The organism is Mesorhizobium sp. M7A.F.Ca.US.010.02.1.1 (genome assembly GCF_004023085.1).
Lineage (GTDB): Bacteria > Pseudomonadota > Alphaproteobacteria > Rhizobiales > Rhizobiaceae > Mesorhizobium.
Map to the genome: position 1 here is coordinate 1 of NZ_RZRV01000025.1, position 18,147 is coordinate 18,147.

The window sequence follows — 18,147 nt, forward strand, 5'->3', positions numbered from 1 at the left end:
GCCGGCGGGGCCGCGCAGTTTTAAAGCATGGTGGCTGAAAGACAGTCCATGAAAACCATAGAAAATGATACCCGCCTCAGTCATTGTGTGCGGAAGGCCATAAGTCTTGGCCACCGCTGGCCGGGTCGAATGGAATGCCGTGTCGAAGCAGCCGACCTGCGGGGCATGCGGCAGCAGGCCGGTAGCCAGTGCCACAATCTCTAGATTGATCCGCTGATGGATCGGCGCCAGCGGTTCAAGCAGGCGCAGTGCCTCGATCGCGCGCGCGTCAAGCCGGGTGGCTTCCGTAAAATCACGGCCACCATGAACGACCCTGTGCCCGACCCTGCCGATGCGATGCAGAAGATCGCGATCGGCGAGCAGGGACGCTACTGTCGCGAATGCCTTAGCAATATCGATTGGGCCATCGCCGAGGCTCCTTTCGATCACGGGCTGATCGCCCACGGCCTCGACACGCAGCCGTGGATGTTGCCCGAGCGAAGCGACATTGCCACGCAGCACAAGCGGAAGTTCGTCGCGTCCCTCGAAGACAGCGAACTTCAAGCTGGAGGACCCGCCGTTGAGGACCAGGATGGCGTCTGTCATGTCGCCCTCAACCCACGTTGGTCGGCGCCACTTCGAGGTCTTGGCCCCACTTCCAGTCAAGTATCTCCGGCATGTCCTGCCCATGGGCGCGAATATAGGCTCGATGTTCAAGCAGCTTGCTGTCCATCGCCTGCTTGACGCCGACCCGCATGCTCTTCAGTCGTGGAACCCAATCGACGACGCTTTGGACGATATGAAAGCGGTCGAGCCCATTCAGCACCGTCATGTCGAAGGGCGTCGTGGTCGTCCCCTCCTCATTGTAGCCGCGCACATGAATGTTGTCGTGGTTGGTGCGCCGATAGGTCAGGCGATGGATGGTCCAGGGATAGCCATGATAGGCAAAGACGACCGGCTTATCGGTGGTGAACAGCGCGTCGAATTCGCGATCCGAGAGACCGTGCGGGTGAAATTCCTTGGGTTGCAGGGTCATCAGGTCGACGACATTGACCACCCTAAGCCTGAGATCGGGAATCTGCCGCCTTAAGATCTGCACCGCGGCCAGCGTTTCGAGGGTCGGCACGTCGCCGGCGCAAGCCATCACCACATCCGGCTCGGCCCCGTTATCCGTCGAAGCCCAGTCCCATATGCCGATGCCCGCCCTGCAGTGAACGATCGCCTTGTCCATGGACAGCCACTGCCATGAGGGCGGCTTGCCGGCGACGATGACGTTGATGCGGTTCCAGGTCTGCAACACATGGTCGGCGACGCACAGCAAGGTGTTGGCATCCGGTGGCAGATAGACCCGCACGATGTCGGCCTTCTTGTTGAGGGCAACGTCGATGAAGCCGGGATCCTGGTGACTGAAGCCATTGTGTTCCTGATGCCAGACATGGCTGGACAACAGATAGTTCAGCGACGCGATCGGCCGCCGCCACGGAATGTCGCGGCAGGCATCCAGCCATTTTGCATGCTGGTTGAACATGGAATCGATGATGTGGATGAACGCCTCGTAGCAGGAGAATAGACCGTGCCGCCCAGTCAGCAGATAGCCTTCGAGCCAACCTTGACAGGTGTGCTCGGAAAGGATTTCGAGAACCCTGCCCTCGCGCCCAAGATGAACGTCTTCGGGCAGGATCTTTTCCATCCAGGCACGCTCGGTAACCTCGAACACGTCCTGAAGCCGGTTCGAGGCGGTCTCGTCCGGGCCGACGATGCGGAAGTTCTTCGCGGCTTGATTCATCTTCATCACGTCACGCAGGAAGTTCCCCATCACGCGCGTTGACTCGGCCTTAACCGCGCCGGGCAGTGCGACGGCCACGGAATGGTCGTGCAAACCGGGCAGTTCGAGGGATCGGCGCAGCAGACCGCCATTGGCATGCGGGTTTGCGCTCATGCGCCGTGTGGCCTGGGGTGCGGTGGCACGGATCGAGGCGACCGGCGCGCCGGCGGCGTCGAACAGTTCCTCGGGCCGGTAGCTTTTCAGCCACTCCTCGAGCAGCTTGAGATGGGCGGGGTTTTCCGCAAGGCCCGACAGGGGAACCTGATGCGAGCGCCAGAAGCCCTCGGTCTTCAGCCCGTCCACCTCTTTCGGCCCTGTCCAGCCCTTGGGACTGCGCAGCACGATCATCGGCCATGTCGGTCGCGACGCGGTCGCGGCGGAGCCGTTGCGCGCGGAATGTTGGATGGCCTGGATGCGATCGAGCGCATCGTCGAGCACCTCGGCCATCCGCTCATGCAGCAATGCCGGATCGTGCCCCTCGACGAAGAGCGGCTCATAGCCATAGCCAACGAACAGCGCCCGCAATTCGTCTTCGGGAATTCTGGCCAGAATGGTTGGATTGGCGATCTTGTAGCCGTTCAGATGCAGGATCGGCAGAACCGCCCCGTCGCGCGCGGGGTTGAGAAATTTGTTGGAATGCCATGCGGCTGCCAGCGGTCCCGTTTCAGCCTCCCCGTCACCGACGACGCAGGCGACCACAAGATCCGGATTGTCAAAGGCCGCGCCATAGGCGTGCGACAGCGAATAACCCAACTCGCCACCCTCATGGATCGAGCCCGGCACATCCGGTGCTGCATGGCTCGGTATACCGCCGGGAAACGAGAACTGCCGGAACAGCTTGCGCATCCCCTGCTCGTTCATCTCGATGTCTGGATTGAGCTCGCTGTAGGTGCCCTCAAGATAGGTGTTCGCCACCATTGCCGGGCCACCATGGCCGGGGCCGCAGACATAGATCACGTTTGCGTTCCTGAGCCGGATCGCGCGATTGAGGTGCGCATAGATGAAACTCAACCCCGGCGACGTTCCCCAGTGGCCGAGCAGGCGCGGCTTGACGTGCTCCAGCCGCAGCGGCTCGCGCAGCAGCGGATTGTCGAGCAGGTAGATCTGGCCGATCGTCAGATAGTTCGCGGCGCGCCAATAGGCATCGATATCGTGCAGTTCGCGGTCGGCCAGCCGGCCCCCGGAAGCTGGTACAGTCGTATGCTCGGTCATGTCTGACTCCATTGCCTATTGGCGACTGTCGCCGGACCGCGACATGCGCCTGTGTTCGTCGATCTGCAGCGAATGGACACAAACGCGTTCCCGCGCTTTCAGTTCATCGCTTCGTGGCCTCCCTCTATGCATCGTTGTCCTCAAGCGCCCTGCGCACGCGCCTGATGACCGCTGCGCGACCCCGTTCGTCGGCGGCGGCGCGGACCGTCTCGTTGATGTCCAGAAGAAGCTTGGAAAGATCGTTGTGCCAGTCGAGACGGGCGACCTTTTCCGGCCTCAGACGGCGCGGCTCATTGAGCTCAACCGGCAAACTGCCGCCGGGCGTCAATCGGAAGGCGTCATCCAGCATCGGCACGATGATCCTGTCAAAAGGGATCAACCCTCGCAGCCGCTCGCTGAGGCCACCGAGCCCGGCATCCTCGCCATGTGTCAGGAAAGCCGCATGCTTCACCGGACTTCGAGCCTTGAGCCAGGCGACCAGTTCGCTGGCGTCGGCGTGGCCGGAATAGAGGTCGAACAGGCAAATGCGTGCCTTGACCTCGACTTCCTCACCCTGGATACGCACGCGCTGCGCGCCGTCGAGCAAAATCCTGCCAAGCGACCCTTGGGCCTGGTATCCGGCCATCATCACCGTGGCGTTCCGGCGCCAGAGATTGGCCTTGAGATGATGGCGGATTCGACCCGCATCGCACATGCCGCTGGCGGCGATCACCACGAAGAAGCCGCTCAGGCGGTTGATCGCCTTGCTCTGTTCCACCGTCTCCGTGAAGCGCAGCTCCTTCGAGTTGAGCGCCTGGCGCAGCACGTCACCCTGTTCGATCTCGTTGGCATGCCGCTCGAAAATCGCACTGGCGCGTGTTGCCAGCGGCGAGTCTACGAAGACCGGAGCTGACGGCACCTGCCCCGCTTGCATGAGCAAATACAGATCGACCAGCAGTTCTTGCGTCCTCTCGACGGCGAAGGACGGAATGATGAGGGGGCCGCCGGCCTCCGCGGCGCCACGCACGATGTCACCGAGCTGGAATCGCCGCTGTTCGGGCGAAACGTCCGGCCGGTCACGGTCGCCATAGGTCGACTCGCAGATCAGATAGTCAACGCCTGCCGGCCCCACGGGATCGGTCTGAAGCAGCTTGTGGCCTGGACCGATGTCGCCCGAGAATATGATGCGCAGCGGTGCATCACCCCGGTCGATCTCCAGCTCGACCGATGCCGAACCAAGCAGATGACCAGCATTCCAGAAGCGGCCGCGAACGCCATCGGTGATGGCGGTCCATTCGCCATATTCCAAAGCCCGAAACAATGTCATGCACGCGGCCGCATCCTGCTGGCCGTAGATCGGCTCGACGGGTGGGCGCCCGCGCTGCGCGTTGCGACGGTTCAGGTGCTCGACCTCCATTTCCTGGATATGCGCCGAGTCCGGCAGCATGACCGAGCAAAGATCGATGGTGGCGCGGGTCGTATGGATTGGACCAGAAAAGCCCTGTTTGAGCAGTTTAGGCAGAAGGCCGCTGTGATCGATATGCGCGTGCGTCAGGATGACAGCGTCAATCGCGTCCGGGGGAAACGGGAACGCCCCGTAGTTTAATTCCCGTTCGGACTTTGACCCCTGGAACAGGCCACAGTCGATGAGGATGCGCGAATGCGGCGTCTCAATCTCATAGCATGAGCCGGTGACGCCATGGGCTGCGCCATGGAAACGCAGGATAGGATCCGTGTCGCCTCTCATCTCAGGACGACCTAATGCGACAGCACGACAGGCAGGCGAAGATCCGCGAGAATGCCTTCGGTGGCTCCGCCAAGCACGAAGTCCCTGACGCGGGAGTGGCCGTATCCGCCCATGACAAGCAGATTGCCGCCGATCTTGAGAGCATGCTCCTGAAGCGCCGTTCCGATTGAACTGTCCCCTGCCTGGATAGAGACAGCCTCGGCCACCAGACCACGGGTCCTCAAGCCCAGCGCAAGGCGCTCGCCGATGCCCTCTCCAGGAAGCGGCTTCTCGTCGGTCACGGTCACAACGGTGATCCTGGACGCACGTTCGAGAAAAGCCCTCACATCGGCAACAGCCCGTGCGGCCACTCGGCTGCCGTCCCAGGCGATAACCACATGTCCAAGGGCCCCAAGGTCCGTGGAGTCGGGAAGAAGCAGGGTCGGTCGACCCGAGCCGAATAGGATCCCCTCGGCTATCATTCGCGCCGTCTGGTCGGCAGGCGCCCAACCAACCAGGCAGATATCGGAATAGCGGGAATGCTTCGCGGCAAGATCGCCCATCAAGGCCGGTGGCGCGGTCAACTCCTGCGTGGTGAGGGACACACCACCTTGTTCGGCTTCTTGGGCAATTGCCTCGAGGAGAACTTTGCTGCGCTTGCGACTGGTCGCCTCGACCTCTTGTATCTTGTAGGGAAGATCTAGCAAATAGTTTGAGAGCGCGTTCGAAACGTCCGGAATGTCGACATTGATGGCAACGGCATGAAGCGAGGCATCGATCTGCTTGGCGAGAGCAACCGAGTTCGCCGCGATTTTCGAGGAGATGGCGTCAGGATAGGTCGCAAAGTACAACGATAGGATCAGCTTCATTAGGATGGCCTCCATTGCCGGATGGCCAACTGCCATCGTTCGCAGCATCTTGTAGTCGCAATAGACGAGACGAACTTTGACCCAGCGCAATGCGGTTCGTATGCTGAGGCAGCAATTGGCCAAGCCGAGCCCGGCTACCAACTCGGGATTCCAATTGGCATGGAGGCCACGTCGAGAAACCCTAGATTTTCTCGGTGGCATACACCGGAGCGTCTTCTCAGCCGCTTCGACTGCGAGATGCCACGGGCCTGCAGCAAGCTTCGACAGCCCATCCTGCGCTGCTCGATCAAAGAACCGACATGCGACGAGATAACTCCCGCCGTGAGCAATCCAACAGGCCTCCAACGACCCACGCCAGAGGCCAGCCTGTGTCCCTAGCCAGTGCCGGCGCAATGATGCATGGCAGCGGCCATGTCATCGGCAGTCACTGCTGCGACAGAGCGGACCTGTTCGTAGCCGATCAGCAGCAGGAATGTCGGCGCACGGCCATAGCCTTGATTGTGGCCGTATAGAACCTTCCGGATAGCTAAGCTCACGACGGCGTGCGGGGCACGTCCCCGCAAGAGTGCTCAGGATCGATCAGCAAGCAGAGCGCTTCCACACCTCGCCGGTCCGGCTGACGGACTGCTGGAGTAACCCAGCAGAAATCCGCGAATGACCCGGACTGTCCCCCTTTGGGAGTTTATGGATTGACTTCAGCCGGCATTGCCGGATCGCAAACTATGAGGAGGCGGCCCCAGCAGGTTCAGAAAAAACCTGCCTATCACCTTTGCATCGTACGGTTTGGAAAATACCAACTGCTTATCTCGAATGGCCCGGGCTTTCGCGAGCATCTCTTCAGAGCCAGACGTTATCGACACGACGACACCCGGCCTGTTTTGGAGGGTCCAATTCGCAAGAGAGAGCCCGTTCATCGCTCCCGGCATCTGCACATCTGTGAATAGCAGCGATACGGGAATGTGGCTCTGGAAAACCTGAAGCGCTTCGGCGGCATGACTGGCTTCCACCACCTCAAAACCCATCTCGCGAAGCTGTTCAGCAGTGTCCATTCGAATGATGATTTCGTCTTCAACAACTAAAATGACATGTCGCCCTATCAAGATTCAGCTCCCCTACCCCTTTCATCCACTAAACCCATTTCGCCGCTTTCGGTTCCCATCAGCCAACCTTCTGATCAGGCTCCCTACTTTGGGTTTGCTGGGCAAGCAAAGCGCGGATCCGTCTTTCAAGGACGGTATAATCGCGTTTTTTAGGATTTGGACCTCCGTGACAGAGCTCCACGGCCTTCTTGGCCGATGCGCTGATCGAGCCAGAAAGCAGGATTCCGATACCAGGGTAATTTTCTCGAACGTGTTGAGAAAGCTCAAAATTAGCTGCCGAGTCAGACAATTCGGCCAGCAACACATCGGGCTGGATAGCCGCCACCTCAAGCACCTTAATCACTTCCTCCCGGGTGGCCCCTTCAATGACTCGGAAGCCGCACTCGCGCAGGAATTCCGAGATTTCATGCCTTACAAGGACGTCAGTCTCCAAGACGAGGATCACAGCTTGTTCCATGGGGACTAATGGCTGGCCGTGCGGATGGTTCCGCATTTGGGCTATGGTAGGGGCGCAGTCAGGTCTGTGGTTCAGCAAAGCTCGCGAGCAGAAGGCAAAGCCCTGTTGTTCCAATTTGACCAACAGCGCTTGTTGCTCTTCCCTGTGGTCTCTTTGGCTCGCCACCATTTCTTGCTCGCCCTGCTCCTCGCTTGGAGCCCGCCTGCGGGTCGCAGGTTCTCAAAACGCACAATTCTCCTTTATATGAGGTTGTGCAAATCATTCGCCAGGGAGTGTCGGCGATGCAGGCGGAGGGGGAGAAGGAAAAGCTTGCGGATCGGTTGGATGAGCTCAGTGCTCGCTATGTGCTGACAGACCGGCTGTACCGGGCCAGATCCAATCAGGAAGCCTTTGAAGCTGGCTTGGATGCCTCCGCGACGGTCTTGGCTGCCGGCAAGGTCCATGTTTGCTCTTCGACGACGCAGGGTGATGAATTTTGGCTTGGCGTGTCTTGTCTGAGGCCTATCGATACGACCTGGCCGGACACTCGCCAGGAAGGTAGGCGAACGCAACGCCGAGCCGCTTTTTGTGCCTGATATCAGCGACACCAAGGAGCAAAGCCCGGCTTAGACTAGGAGCTCTCATCCCCTCTCTCGCGGAACCTATGGCAGGCGCCCCTTGCGCGGCCCATGGGGGCCGACAGGGACATTTTCGCTTGACGCAGGGATGGAAGCGAAGTGCCCGTCGAGACTGGAATCAGCCCCATCCAGACGAGCGAAGGCTTAATGCCATTCGCCTCGGTCGTCAGCGACGGAAACGGCCGGAGACCCAACGGGATCTGCTATGGCCGAACTCAATCACGGTGAAGAACATGCTTGCCGTGGTCCAGGGTATCGCCCACCAGACCTTCCGGGGAACCCGGCCAGCGAGGACACCCGACGGCTCGCCAGGGCGGCAAGCCTGCCCAGAAAACTTTTCAGCGCGTCCAGATTCGAGATCAATGGGGGTAACGTGCGCCTCCCCGCGCGTCTCAATGTGCCGCCTGCACTCGTCTGAACTATGCACACGCTGCGAAGTTCGGCGCGCTTTCGAACGCGACGGGAACGATTACTATCGATGGGAGACTACGAACAGCGGTCTGGTAATCGATTGGCATGAGGGCGGTGGCCCTCCGGTTCCTTTCAAACTTGACCAAAACTTCGGCTTGAGACTGATCCTTGACGTCTTGCCCGTCGAGTTCGGCAGCGTGGAAATCGACCCACGGTCTTCTGGCATCCGGGTTCACGCGTGATTGACAACTGCAGCTTGACCAAGGGCAAAGCTGACCGGCCGTTTGCCGGATATGATATTGCTCGGAATACGACTGTTCACAACTAGCGATGCTGCTCGCAGCGTTTGTCTCATTTGCGCCAGGACCGCCTCTGCTCTCAATATACCAACGTCTCATTGGTGGCCACGAGCAGTGGGTCCGCTTGTGATGCAGGGAAGGACCCAAGGTCCAATGTCGTAGCTGCCAACTTTGAACTTTTACGCGCTGGCCCTGTCACTACGATCCCGATCGAAGTAGAGAAACCTGTAGATTCACGAACCGCTTCGGCGCTTTGTGCTCAGGAATTATCGCCGCCCGTTAACTACGTCCAATTGCTGGCTCGTTTCGTTATTCCACGTTAGCTCGGGAGGACGAGGCCGGTTCGGAATGAATGCATTTTAGAATTGCTTCCTGTCGGTTCGCGGCTTCGGGTGGTCCCGGTGCCGCAACTCCGATGGGCATCCCACGGATCAGGGACTTTGATCCAAGTCAACGACCTTGAGAGCGAGGGGCCTTAGCCTGTAACTGCTTGAAAACTGGGGAGACGAGTTCTCGGAATCCGCTATGAACGATCAAAGGTGGCAGGACTGGCCCATAACCATTGCCGGGCTATTTGTTTATTTCGCCACATGGCTTGTACCGGCCACGACGACAGCGGGTTTGACAATCTCAATTGTCGGCTTTCTGATTTCAATCTTCGGGATATCAGGGCTCGCGAGCCCACATCGGTGGAAGGAGTGGTTCCAACTCGCACTTGGACTATGCTTGATGGGATGCCCATTTTTCTTAGGGTTTAACGAGGCATCTGCGCTGACCTACACCGCCGTTTCGGGCGCAGCGATTGTCATCGTGTCTTCGAGCTGGGCCTTAATCTCGGACAATTTCGACTTGTGCGCGAGAGGCCTGCGATGACGAACGAGGTCGATGTCTTTCATGCCGTCGTCGTCGGTGTCGGTTGGACAAGGCTTTGGCGTCAGCCATGCTCTGAAGCGACGAAGCCTCAGTCGTTGCATATTGGAAGTGGGGCGCGCAGGTGAAACCTGGCGGACCCAGTGCTGAAACTCGTTCCACGTGAACACGCCAAACCTCCAAACAGTCGTAGCCATCGGTGAAAACCGGACATCAGGGGTAGCGACAGCCGCTGATGAACCAAGGGCCGCCTAATCCGTTTAGCGTCTGGATCAATAGGAGGCCGCGATGGATCAGCACCAGGGGATGAGCATGGGGTGGAGCCGCTTCGCCGCGATGATCATCACCTCGACAGTCATCATGTTCTTCCTGATGTACCAACTGGTTTACAGTTGGGACCACATGCTGTTCAGCTTGACCCGGCTCATTTCCTCGTTGGTGATGGGCTGCGTCATGACAGCGGTAATGTTGGCCTTCATGTGGCGCATGTACCAACCAGAGGTCGCGAAAATTGCTGTACTTGCGGTGGCGATTATCGGAGGCGTGGCCCTGCTGGTGGTGAACCGCAGCCAAGCGCTTATAGGTGACACGGACTTCATGAAGGCGATGATTCCTCATCACTCCATAGCCATCAACAACGCGCGACAGGCTGACATTCGTGATCCGCGGGTGCGCTATTTGGCGGACAGGATTACTCGCGATCAGGTGAAGGAAATTGCCGAAATGCAAATGCTGATCGAGGATATCGAGCAGCATGGTAGGCGTGGTAACGACCCGTTGGATGCCGGTCCTGCGACTCTGAAGAGCGAGGGCGCGAGCGAGGCTCGAGAGTTGTTGAGCGGCAAGTTGCTGGAGGAAAAGCCGCTGTAGGCGGTGGCTAGCCCTGCCGCCCCTCAAAGAAGGACGCGATCCAGTGCTCAGCCAGCAACCGCAGCTTGGCGGTGCGGCCAGTTCCACGCACTGATCGAGTCGGCTGGTCGGCTATGCGAGCGAGAACATCGGCGAGCCAAGCCTCTGGATCAACGTCGTTCAGCCAGGCGGTCTGGATCATCGTGGAGCACGGCTGCACGCTGTCCGCCACGGTCGAAACCGCGGAACAGCCGTGCCTTCCGACCAAGTGGCACGCAGCACAGGGCACGTTCGGCCGCGTTGTTCGTTAGGCGGACCCTGCCGTCGCCGAGGAAGGCGTCCCAACGGCGGGAGCATGTAGTTGATGGCCTCATGGCGAGGAAGCTGGGGCCCGCCTTGCCACGCGGCACTACGTGAAACGGAGCCGGCGGCTTGGTGATCGCATCGCAGTTCCGACAGGAGTGCTTCTCACATGGTCTGGATGACCTTCCAGGCGCGGGGGATCACCTCAGTCGTCTCGGTGACACGATATCGAAGCGCTCAAGGCGCTGCTGGCGAGTGCGACCCAGCGGGTTAATGAGGCCGTGGCCAAGCTCGCCAATGCCCATGCTAGGGAGAGCGTAACCGAGGCGGTAATCGCGCACCTCAAGTTGCAGATCGCCTCACCGTTTAGCCTCTCCGACTGGTCAATGGTGCCCCGATCCAGAAAGCCGGCTGGACCGGGCGGCGACAAACGCTGTCGGATCGTGCCAGATAAATAGCCGAAAGTACGCAGCAACTCGAACGTCATTGCGAAGGCGATGACGAGGCAAAAGGCTACCCTGCAGGCCTGATTTGGCAGGAAAGAGGACTATTCTCCAAAATCCCGACGAATGGTTGTCTGCATCGGAATCGAGGCCCGCTTGAGGCTTGTCTCATCCCCTCCAGGAGGATAGGAGACAACCCATGAGCGGCCAGCCACACATCCACGAAACACACCCTGATATCGTCAAGCGCCTGAAACGGGCCGACGGCCATCTCAAGGGCGTCATCGAAATGATTGAAGCGGGCCGGCCCTGCCTCGACGTCGCCCAGCAGCTTCATGCTGTCGAGAAGGCCATCTCGCAGGCCAAGAAGACGCTGATCCAGGATCACCTCAACCATTGCCTCGAAGACGTCGTTGGACCGCTGGCGCGCGAGCAGCGCCGCTCGATCGACGAATTCAAGGACATCACCAAATACCTGTGAGAAGCGGCATGATGGACAAGATACGCGACTGGTTCGGCTTCGGTCCGATGACGCAAGGGCTTGGCGGCCATGGTCACGATCATGGCGATGCCGGCGGCCATGGCCACACGCACGGTGTCATCGATCCGACGATCGCCACGACCGACCGGGGTATCTGGGCGATCAAATGGTCATTCGTTATCCTGGCCATCACGGCGGCGCTTCAGCTCGTGGTCGTGTTCATCTCCGGCAGCGTGGCGCTGCTGGCCGACACGATCCACAATGTCGGCGACGCGGTCACCGCCATTCCGCTGTGGTTCGCCTTCGTGCTGGCCCGCCGCAAGCCAAGCAAGACGTTCACCTATGGCTTGGGCCGCGTCGAGGATCTGGCCGGCATCGTCATCGTCCTCATCATCCTGTTCAGCGCCATCGTCGCCGGCTACGAGGCGATCGACCGGCTGATCAATCCGCAACCCATCGCATTTCTTGGCTGGGTCGCCATCGCCGGCATCATCGGCTTCGCGGGCAATGAAGCGGTAGCGGTGTTCCGAATTCGCGTCGGCCGCGAGATCAACAGCGCCGCATTGATCGCTGACGGCTATCACGCCCGCACCGATGGCTTTACCAGCCTTGCCGTCGTGCTCGGCGCCATCGGTGTATGGCTGGGCTTTCCGCTCGCCGATCCGATTATCGGGCTGCTGATCACGCTGGCGATCTTCGCCATCGTCTGGCAGTCCTCGAAGGCAGTCCTCACACGTATGCTGGACGGCGTCGACCCTGGCATCATCGACGAGATCCATCACGCTGCCGAGCACGTATCCGGCATCGAGCGGATCGGCCAGGTGCAGGCGCGCTGGATCGGCCATCGCCTGCATGCCGATGTCGCTATCCGCGTGGCCGACAACGCGAGCGCAAAGGACCTGATCGGCATCACCGAGGCCTTGCGGGGGGAACTGGTCGATCACCTGCCGGCATTGGCCGAAGCGAATATTCGCCTGGAGGGCGAGAATGGGCAGAACATCGGTGCCTCGCATGCCCATCACGCGCCTGAGCCTTTCAAGGTCGCCGGCGATCTGGCCTCGGGACTGCTGGAGATCGTCGACACATCGGCCGGAGAACGCATGCGTCTCACCATAGACAGCCATGCCGACGATCTGGTGGCGACTGTCATCATCGATCGCCCGGAGGGGCCGGAGACGCTGGCTCTTGGACCTGTCGCTGGCGATCACCACCGCCTGGAGAGCAGCGTTGCTCCGGCAGAACCACACGAGTTCGAGGCGAGGCTGATCCTGACGGCAAAGGGTCGGGAACAGGTTCTGCCGTTCAAGATGGTCGAGCCGGAAGACCACCATCACTAGGTCGATAGGCAGACACGCGGTTCCATGACTGAGCTGGCAGCTTACGCGAGTCTGTTCCTTGCAGCCTTGATCGCCGCGACCATCCTGCCGATGCAATCGGAAGCGGTGTTGGTTGGGTTGCTGCTCGCGGACTACTCGCCTTGGCTTCTGATCGCGGTAGCCAGTGTCGGCAACGTGCTCGGCTCAGTCGTCAACTGGCTGATCGGGCGCGGCTTGGAGCGTTTTCGCGATCGGCCCTGGTTTCCGGTGAATGAAGCGGGACTTGAGCGTGCACAACAATGGTATCGCCGTTATGGAAAATGGTCGCTTCTGCTAAGTTGGGCACCAGTCGTTGGCGATCCTCTGACGGTCGTTGCGGGCACCTTGCGTGAACCATTTCGCATGTTCCTGCTGCTCGTCACCATCGCCAAGGTCGGTCGCTATCTTGTTCTTGCGGCTGTAACCCTGAAGGTGATTTGATCCTGCGACTATGTCCGCCTCCATTTCGGTCTGCTTGGAATGGCAGATGTCCTGCGTGATCGAAAACGAGCGAAGAGCGAGCCAAAGATGCGCCTGTCGGGCCTAGTATCCAGCGTGGCATTGTTGCTCGCCTCAATAGCGCCGGCAGGCGCCTTCAGTGATCCGGCGGGAACCGACCTCGGCAAGGTTTTCGCGACACACCTCGAACTGACCTGCGGGTGAGTGTTCGATGGCGTTATTCCAAACCCTCGTCGAATTCCAGCGCACGATCTACCTGGCACTGGCCGAGCAGATCAAACTGCTATCGGCCGGCGGCGGCTGGCTGGCCTTTATGACCTTTCTGCCGATGGGCATTCTGTTCGGTGCGGCGCATGCCTTGACGCCCGGCCATAGCAAAGCCGTGTTGGCGACCTATCTCGCTGGATCGGAGGCAAAGGTTGCGCGTGGGCTATTGGTCTCGCTAACGCTTTCTTTCACCCATGTGACGGTCGCCGTGCTGATTGCAGTTCTCTCGCTGCCATTGGTTTCGATCGCATTTGGCAGCGTTGGCCGGGCGCCGTTGCTCGAAGACATCAGCCGGGGTCTCCTTGGCTTGATAGGCGCCTGGATGGTTTGGCGCGCTCTGCGCCACCGCCATCACCACAAACATGAGGGCGAGGTGGTCGGCGCGATGGCGGGACTGGTTCCGTGCCCGCTTACCTTGTTCGTCATGACGTTCGCGATCGTACGCGGCGTACCGGTGGCCGGTGTGCTGTTTGCCGGCACGATGATGATAGGGGTGGCGATCACTCTTTGCAGCGTGGCGGTCCTCTCCATACTGCTCCGCGAAAGCCTGATGCATTTCGTTGAGAGCCGGCCACGCCTGTTCGATGCGATCACGCGCGCCATAGAGGGGATAGCTGGTGCGGCTCTCGTCGCCCTGGCCGTCCATGAGATCTTGCTTCGCTGATCGAGCGCAATGCAGGCGACCATTCGGACGAAGGCCGATCCAAGAGTCCGCTCGCGTGCGAAACCTGCTGTCCAACCAATATCGCCGGCTTATCTACGATTATCCCGGAAGCTGCCATTCCGCTCTTGATGCGGTGGACGGCTCTCCTCCCTTCCTGCTGTATGATCGCGGGACTAGAGCTGGAGGAGCGCTATGATGAGCAACGTTACGACAATCGGTATGGATATTGCGAAGTCCGTGTTTCAAGTCCACGGCGTGGATGCGGCTGGTGAGGTTGCAGTTCGCAGGAAGTTGACGCGTGGGGGTGTGCTGCCGTTCTTTGAGAGCCTGCCGCGTTGCCTGGTCGGAATCGAAGCCTGCAGTTCGTCGCATTATTGGGCGAGAGAACTGAGTGCACGTGGCGATGATGTGCGGCTGCTGCCGGCACAGTATGTGAAGCCTTATCTGAAGCGGCAGAAGAATGATGCTGCAGATGCAGAGGCGATCTGCGAGGCCGTGACAAGACCGACGATGCGCTTCGTGCCGGTGAAGTCGCCCGAGCAGGAGTGTGATGATGCTGCACCGGGTTCGATTGATTGCTCAACCGCCAGCGGACACAGATATCGAACGCATTGCGGGCGCACCTATCCGAGTTCGGGGTCGTGGCGCCGATCGGGCGTAATGGAATTGAGCAACTTCTCGTGGTCATCAACGACGAGAACGATGCCAGGATACCGGCCGACGCACGGCTTTGCCTGAGGATGCTGGAAGCACAGCTTCGTGTCGTGAAGGAACAGATCCTCGAAAACGATCGCCGGGTCCGTGCGAGTGCGCGAGAGGCCGAACTGGGTCGCAGGTTGATGGAGATTCCGGGCGTTGGCCCGCTGCTGGCAAGTGCGTTCGTTGCGACCGTCGCCGATCCGCACGCGTTCAAGTCGGGGCGATGCCTCTCGGCTTGGATCGGGCTCGTGCCGAAGCAGAACTCTAGCGGGGGCAAGGAGAAGCTCGGCAGCATCTCCAAAGCCGGCAATCGCTACCTGCGACAGTTGTTCGTGGTCGGCGCCATGGCGGTCATCCGCTATGCCGAAGGGAACGGGACCAGGCGGCCATGGCTGGTGACACGGCGAACAACCAAGGTCGCGGCGGTTGCGCTGGCTAACGAGACAGCCCGCATGGTCTGGGCATTGATGACCGGCGGCGAGCCCTACAGGAGCCGGTCATCGCATAGAATGAAACAAGGCGCGGGATCGCCAACGAGGTTGGAAAGGGTGGACAGGAGCTAATGCACAAAGCCGGTTGAAACCGCCGGATCAGGAAAACCCACTGGGGCCGTGCACTATAAGTGCGAGCTTTCGATCAGGACCTGAAACGCGCGAACGGATGGATCGGCAATGATCCGCGCGCCATTGTTGCGCGCGATCTCGCGATGCAGTTCGGCGCGATCTGCTTCAATGTCGCCAGCAGCAAGACCACTGCCCTCGATGCGCTGGGCTGGTGCACCAATCTGGGTTTGCGGCACAGCTCTCTCGCCCCCACGAGATTCCGGTCCAGACCAGATGCGCCTGGAAAGCGCGGACGTCCTCCAGACCGAGCCGGTCCGGCGAATGGCCAAAATGGCGCGAAAACCCGCAACCCCATGCGCCAAATGTCGCGTCAGCGGCTTCGTTCAATCCCAACCCGTTAAACCGTCACTACGGCCTAGGACTTTCGCCGATGTGCCACATTTGCGTCGTTAGTTCGCAGCGGATTCCGGAAGGATCGTGCATCAGCGCGGCCTGCCCGGAAAAGTCCTGCGCAAGAACTCGCTCTATGATCCGGGAGCCGAAGCCCTTTCGAACCGGGGGCCCAAGCGGCGGACCCCCAGTTTCGACCCAGCTGAAATAAAACGGGTCTTCGGTGCCCGGTCGCCCGGCCCGCCAGAGAACCCGTATTTGTCCTGTCTCGTTTGAAAGGGCACCGTACTTCACCGCGTTGGTCGCTAACTCGTTGACCGCGAGGGTGAGCGTCAATGCTTGCTTCGACGAGAGCATGACAGGCGGTCCATCAACCTGAACCCGGCCGTCACCAGTTCGGAACGGCGCCAACGACTCCCTGGTCACGTCATGGATATCTGCTTCGGCAAGATTGGATCGCGTCAGCAGCGATTGTGCCTGCGCGAGGGCGCCGATCCTTTGCAAAAGAGCCGCACGGGGCTCCGGACCAGCACCTGTGGGCTGCAAGGTCTGACTAACGATCGCGGAGACCACTGTCAGCGTGTTCTTGATCCGGTGTTCGAGCTCCTGGTTTAGAAGGCGTGACTGTTTTTGCGCTTCGACTTTGCCGGTCGTTTCAATGACGGTATCCATCATGCCGCGAATGATGCCCTTCTCGTCGCGGATCGGACTGTAGCAGAACGTAAAATATGCCTGTTCGGGATAGCCATACCGGTCGATGATCAAAGGGAAGTCTTCTATGAATGTCGCTTCGCCAGCGTAGGCGCGGTCTGCGATTGGACCGATTTCGGCCCATACTTCGCTCCATACGTCTCGGAACGAACGGCCAAGCGCCGGAGGCTTGGTGCCAAGGATCGGGCGAAAGGCGTCATTGTGAATCGTGATCAGGTTCGGGCCCCAAACGATGCATTTGGGGAATTTCGCATTAAGCGTTATGCCCACGACGGTCTTCAGCGCAGACGGCCAATCGTCCCAAACGATGTGAGGCCAAGCCTCAGGAATACACGAAAGACTTCGCCTACCGACCCACTTATCGGCGCGGCTACTTGTTGGTCCATTGCGTTGCCCATACGAAATCGCTTCTAATAAATTTGCCGGGGGTCGTTTGAAAGGTGATCCATAATGAAGCCAGCCAGTGTTCGGTACATTGTCAATGATGTCGCAATCTCCGTCGCCTTCTACACGCAGCACCTTGGATTCACCATCGAGCAGGACGCACGGCCAGCGTTTGCGTCGGTGACCCGTGGTCCCTTGCGGCTGCTGTTGAGTGGCGCTGCAAGCTCCGGCGCGCGGCCGATGCCGGACGGTCGCCGTCCGGTGCCCGGCGGATGGAACCGCATCCTGCTGCTTGTCGAAGATCTGAAAGGGGAAGTTGAACGACTGAAAGGTGCCGGGCTGCCATTCCGCAACGAGATCATCAGCGGGGTTGGCGGCTCGCAAATCCTGCTTGAAGATCCATCCGGGAACGTGATCGAGCTGTTCCAACCCGCCGCTCACTGACAGATTCGCGACCTGACTTCTGGAACGGACCCCGGTTTGATTCGTTGGACCTGCAACTCGCTGGTTCAAAGCAGCGGGTAGTTCCGTAGACAGGTAATCGAGGAGGAAGTCATGGCCAGCGAAGCAGACCGCGATCCGAGGCACCATACCCAGAAAATGCAGCCCCGCCTGTAGGAGACCATGGACCATCTTCGCGACGACATCGGCAAGGTGGACGAACCTCAGCTCAAGGCGATGTTCCAAACGGCGGAAGAAGTCCTCGGCGGGTTGAAAAAGGCATTCAGGGACTACGAACAGAAAAACGAGAGCGCGTGGCGCTGACCGTGCTGGCGGTTTTTGGGTAGATCGGAACACCAATCATAAAGCCCCTTACCGGGAGCTTGTGATCCAGCTCGAGAATTGTGTGTACTGGAGCCTGACGCTTGATCCGTGAGATGGCCTCAAGCGGAATCAGTCGACCGCCAAATCGGAAAAACGCCGATAAAAGTCGGATGTTGGCGCACTCGCAACTAGGCTCAGGACCCGCGCCTTGTCGGCGGCGCCATCGGCTGGGCCGTTATCGCCTTGGTCGCCTCGGGCGCGGCTCTCGGGCTCTACGAGTTCGTGCTTGAGAAATTGGGAAGCGTTGTACAGCGGTGCGTAGCGTTCGAAACATTGGGAGACGTCAAATGAGTGGTGTAACGCCGTCCTTCCGTGGAGGAAGCTATCCTCTCGATTTCCTGAGCAACCATCAGTTCGCAATCACAAGTTCTGCGCTTTTGTTTGGTGCAGTCGCAAGTCTTGCCGCTGCT

At 59.8% G+C, this 18,147-nt stretch carries 16 protein-coding genes and 4 pseudogenes; 8 read left to right on the plus strand and 12 right to left on the minus strand.

The features are described 5' to 3' along the window. The 8 genes and pseudogenes from EOA19_RS22770 to EOA19_RS22805 form a co-directional block, all read right to left on the minus strand. Positions 1–585 (minus strand): annotated as a pseudogene (locus EOA19_RS22770) (acetate/propionate family kinase); the annotation flags it as partial. Between the two features lie 7 nt (positions 586–592). Continuing rightward, entirely contained in the window at positions 593–3,016 is a 2,424-nt protein-coding gene (locus EOA19_RS22775; protein ID WP_128304860.1) for a phosphoketolase family protein, read from the minus strand. A 124-nt stretch (positions 3,017–3,140) separates the two neighbouring features. Next, positions 3,141–4,742 (minus strand): MBL fold metallo-hydrolase, encoded by a 1,602-nt coding sequence (locus tag EOA19_RS22780; protein WP_128304861.1) that lies wholly within the window; start codon positions 4,740–4,742, stop codon positions 3,141–3,143. An 11-nt stretch (positions 4,743–4,753) separates the two neighbouring features. Beyond that, entirely contained in the window at positions 4,754–5,680 is a 927-nt protein-coding gene (locus tag EOA19_RS22785; protein WP_245486259.1) for a universal stress protein, read from the minus strand. Positions 5,681–5,964: 284 nt separating this feature from the next. Continuing rightward, positions 5,965–6,126 (minus strand): hypothetical protein, encoded by a 162-nt coding sequence (locus EOA19_RS22790; RefSeq protein WP_348629849.1) that lies wholly within the window; start codon positions 6,124–6,126, stop codon positions 5,965–5,967. 159 nt (positions 6,127–6,285) lie between these two features. After that, positions 6,286–6,690 (minus strand): response regulator, encoded by a 405-nt coding sequence (locus EOA19_RS22795; protein WP_127293838.1) that lies wholly within the window; start codon positions 6,688–6,690, stop codon positions 6,286–6,288. Positions 6,691–6,748: 58 nt separating this feature from the next. Beyond that, complete coding sequence (locus EOA19_RS22800; protein WP_127293840.1) at positions 6,749–7,315, minus strand: hypothetical protein; 567 nt, start codon at positions 7,313–7,315, stop codon at positions 6,749–6,751. 1,935 nt (positions 7,316–9,250) lie between these two features. Beyond that, positions 9,251–9,514 (minus strand): hypothetical protein, encoded by a 264-nt coding sequence (locus tag EOA19_RS22805; RefSeq protein ID WP_127293842.1) that lies wholly within the window; start codon positions 9,512–9,514, stop codon positions 9,251–9,253. A 118-nt stretch (positions 9,515–9,632) separates the two neighbouring features. Between EOA19_RS22805 and EOA19_RS22810 the strand changes: the two genes are divergently transcribed. Beyond that, positions 9,633–10,214: a DUF305 domain-containing protein gene (locus EOA19_RS22810; RefSeq protein ID WP_127293844.1), complete on the plus strand. Its 582-nt coding sequence runs from the start codon at positions 9,633–9,635 to the stop codon at positions 10,212–10,214. A 7-nt stretch (positions 10,215–10,221) separates the two neighbouring features. Here EOA19_RS22810 and EOA19_RS22815 read toward each other — a convergent pair. Continuing rightward, positions 10,222–10,528: pseudogene (locus EOA19_RS22815) on the minus strand (transposase domain-containing protein); the annotation flags it as partial. A 610-nt stretch (positions 10,529–11,138) separates the two neighbouring features. On the opposite strand from EOA19_RS22815, the gene EOA19_RS22820 reads away from it, so the two are divergent. The 5 genes and pseudogenes from EOA19_RS22820 to EOA19_RS22840 all read left to right on the plus strand — a co-directional run bounded on the left by EOA19_RS22820 (position 11,139) and on the right by EOA19_RS22840 (position 15,427). After that, on the plus strand, positions 11,139–11,420 hold the full coding sequence (locus tag EOA19_RS22820) for a metal-sensing transcriptional repressor (protein WP_128304862.1): 282 nt from the start codon (positions 11,139–11,141) through the stop codon (positions 11,418–11,420). Positions 11,421–11,428: 8 nt separating this feature from the next. Continuing rightward, positions 11,429–12,757: a cation diffusion facilitator family transporter gene (locus EOA19_RS22825; protein WP_128304863.1), complete on the plus strand. Its 1,329-nt coding sequence runs from the start codon at positions 11,429–11,431 to the stop codon at positions 12,755–12,757. A 24-nt stretch (positions 12,758–12,781) separates the two neighbouring features. Beyond that, entirely contained in the window at positions 12,782–13,216 is a 435-nt protein-coding gene (locus EOA19_RS22830) for a YqaA family protein (RefSeq protein WP_128304864.1), read from the plus strand. 229 nt (positions 13,217–13,445) lie between these two features. After that, the gene (locus EOA19_RS22835; RefSeq protein ID WP_128304865.1) at positions 13,446–14,165 is read left to right on the plus strand and encodes a sulfite exporter TauE/SafE family protein; all 720 of its coding nucleotides are present in this window, start codon (positions 13,446–13,448) and stop codon (positions 14,163–14,165) included. 195 nt (positions 14,166–14,360) lie between these two features. After that, a pseudogene (locus tag EOA19_RS22840) lies at positions 14,361–15,427 on the plus strand (IS110 family transposase). Between the two features lie 53 nt (positions 15,428–15,480). On the opposite strand, the gene EOA19_RS22845 reads toward EOA19_RS22840, so the two are convergent. From EOA19_RS22845 to EOA19_RS22855, 3 genes and pseudogenes are all read right to left on the minus strand, one after another. After that, positions 15,481–15,663: a hypothetical protein gene (locus tag EOA19_RS22845; RefSeq protein WP_128304866.1), complete on the minus strand. Its 183-nt coding sequence runs from the start codon at positions 15,661–15,663 to the stop codon at positions 15,481–15,483. Between the two features lie 13 nt (positions 15,664–15,676). Next, positions 15,677–15,769 (minus strand): annotated as a pseudogene (locus tag EOA19_RS35995) (integrase); the annotation flags it as partial. Between the two features lie 66 nt (positions 15,770–15,835). Next, entirely contained in the window at positions 15,836–16,492 is a 657-nt protein-coding gene (locus EOA19_RS22855; protein WP_348629850.1) for a sensor histidine kinase, read from the minus strand. A gap of 486 nt (positions 16,493–16,978) precedes the next feature. On the opposite strand from EOA19_RS22855, the gene EOA19_RS22860 reads away from it, so the two are divergent. Both EOA19_RS22860 and EOA19_RS22865 read left to right on the plus strand, forming a co-directional pair. After that, positions 16,979–17,356, plus strand: a complete 378-nt coding sequence (locus tag EOA19_RS22860) for a VOC family protein (protein ID WP_128304867.1) — start codon at positions 16,979–16,981, stop codon at positions 17,354–17,356. Positions 17,357–17,536: 180 nt separating this feature from the next. Beyond that, entirely contained in the window at positions 17,537–17,677 is a 141-nt protein-coding gene (locus tag EOA19_RS22865; protein ID WP_245486260.1) for a hypothetical protein, read from the plus strand. Positions 17,678–18,147: the final 470 nt, after the last annotated feature.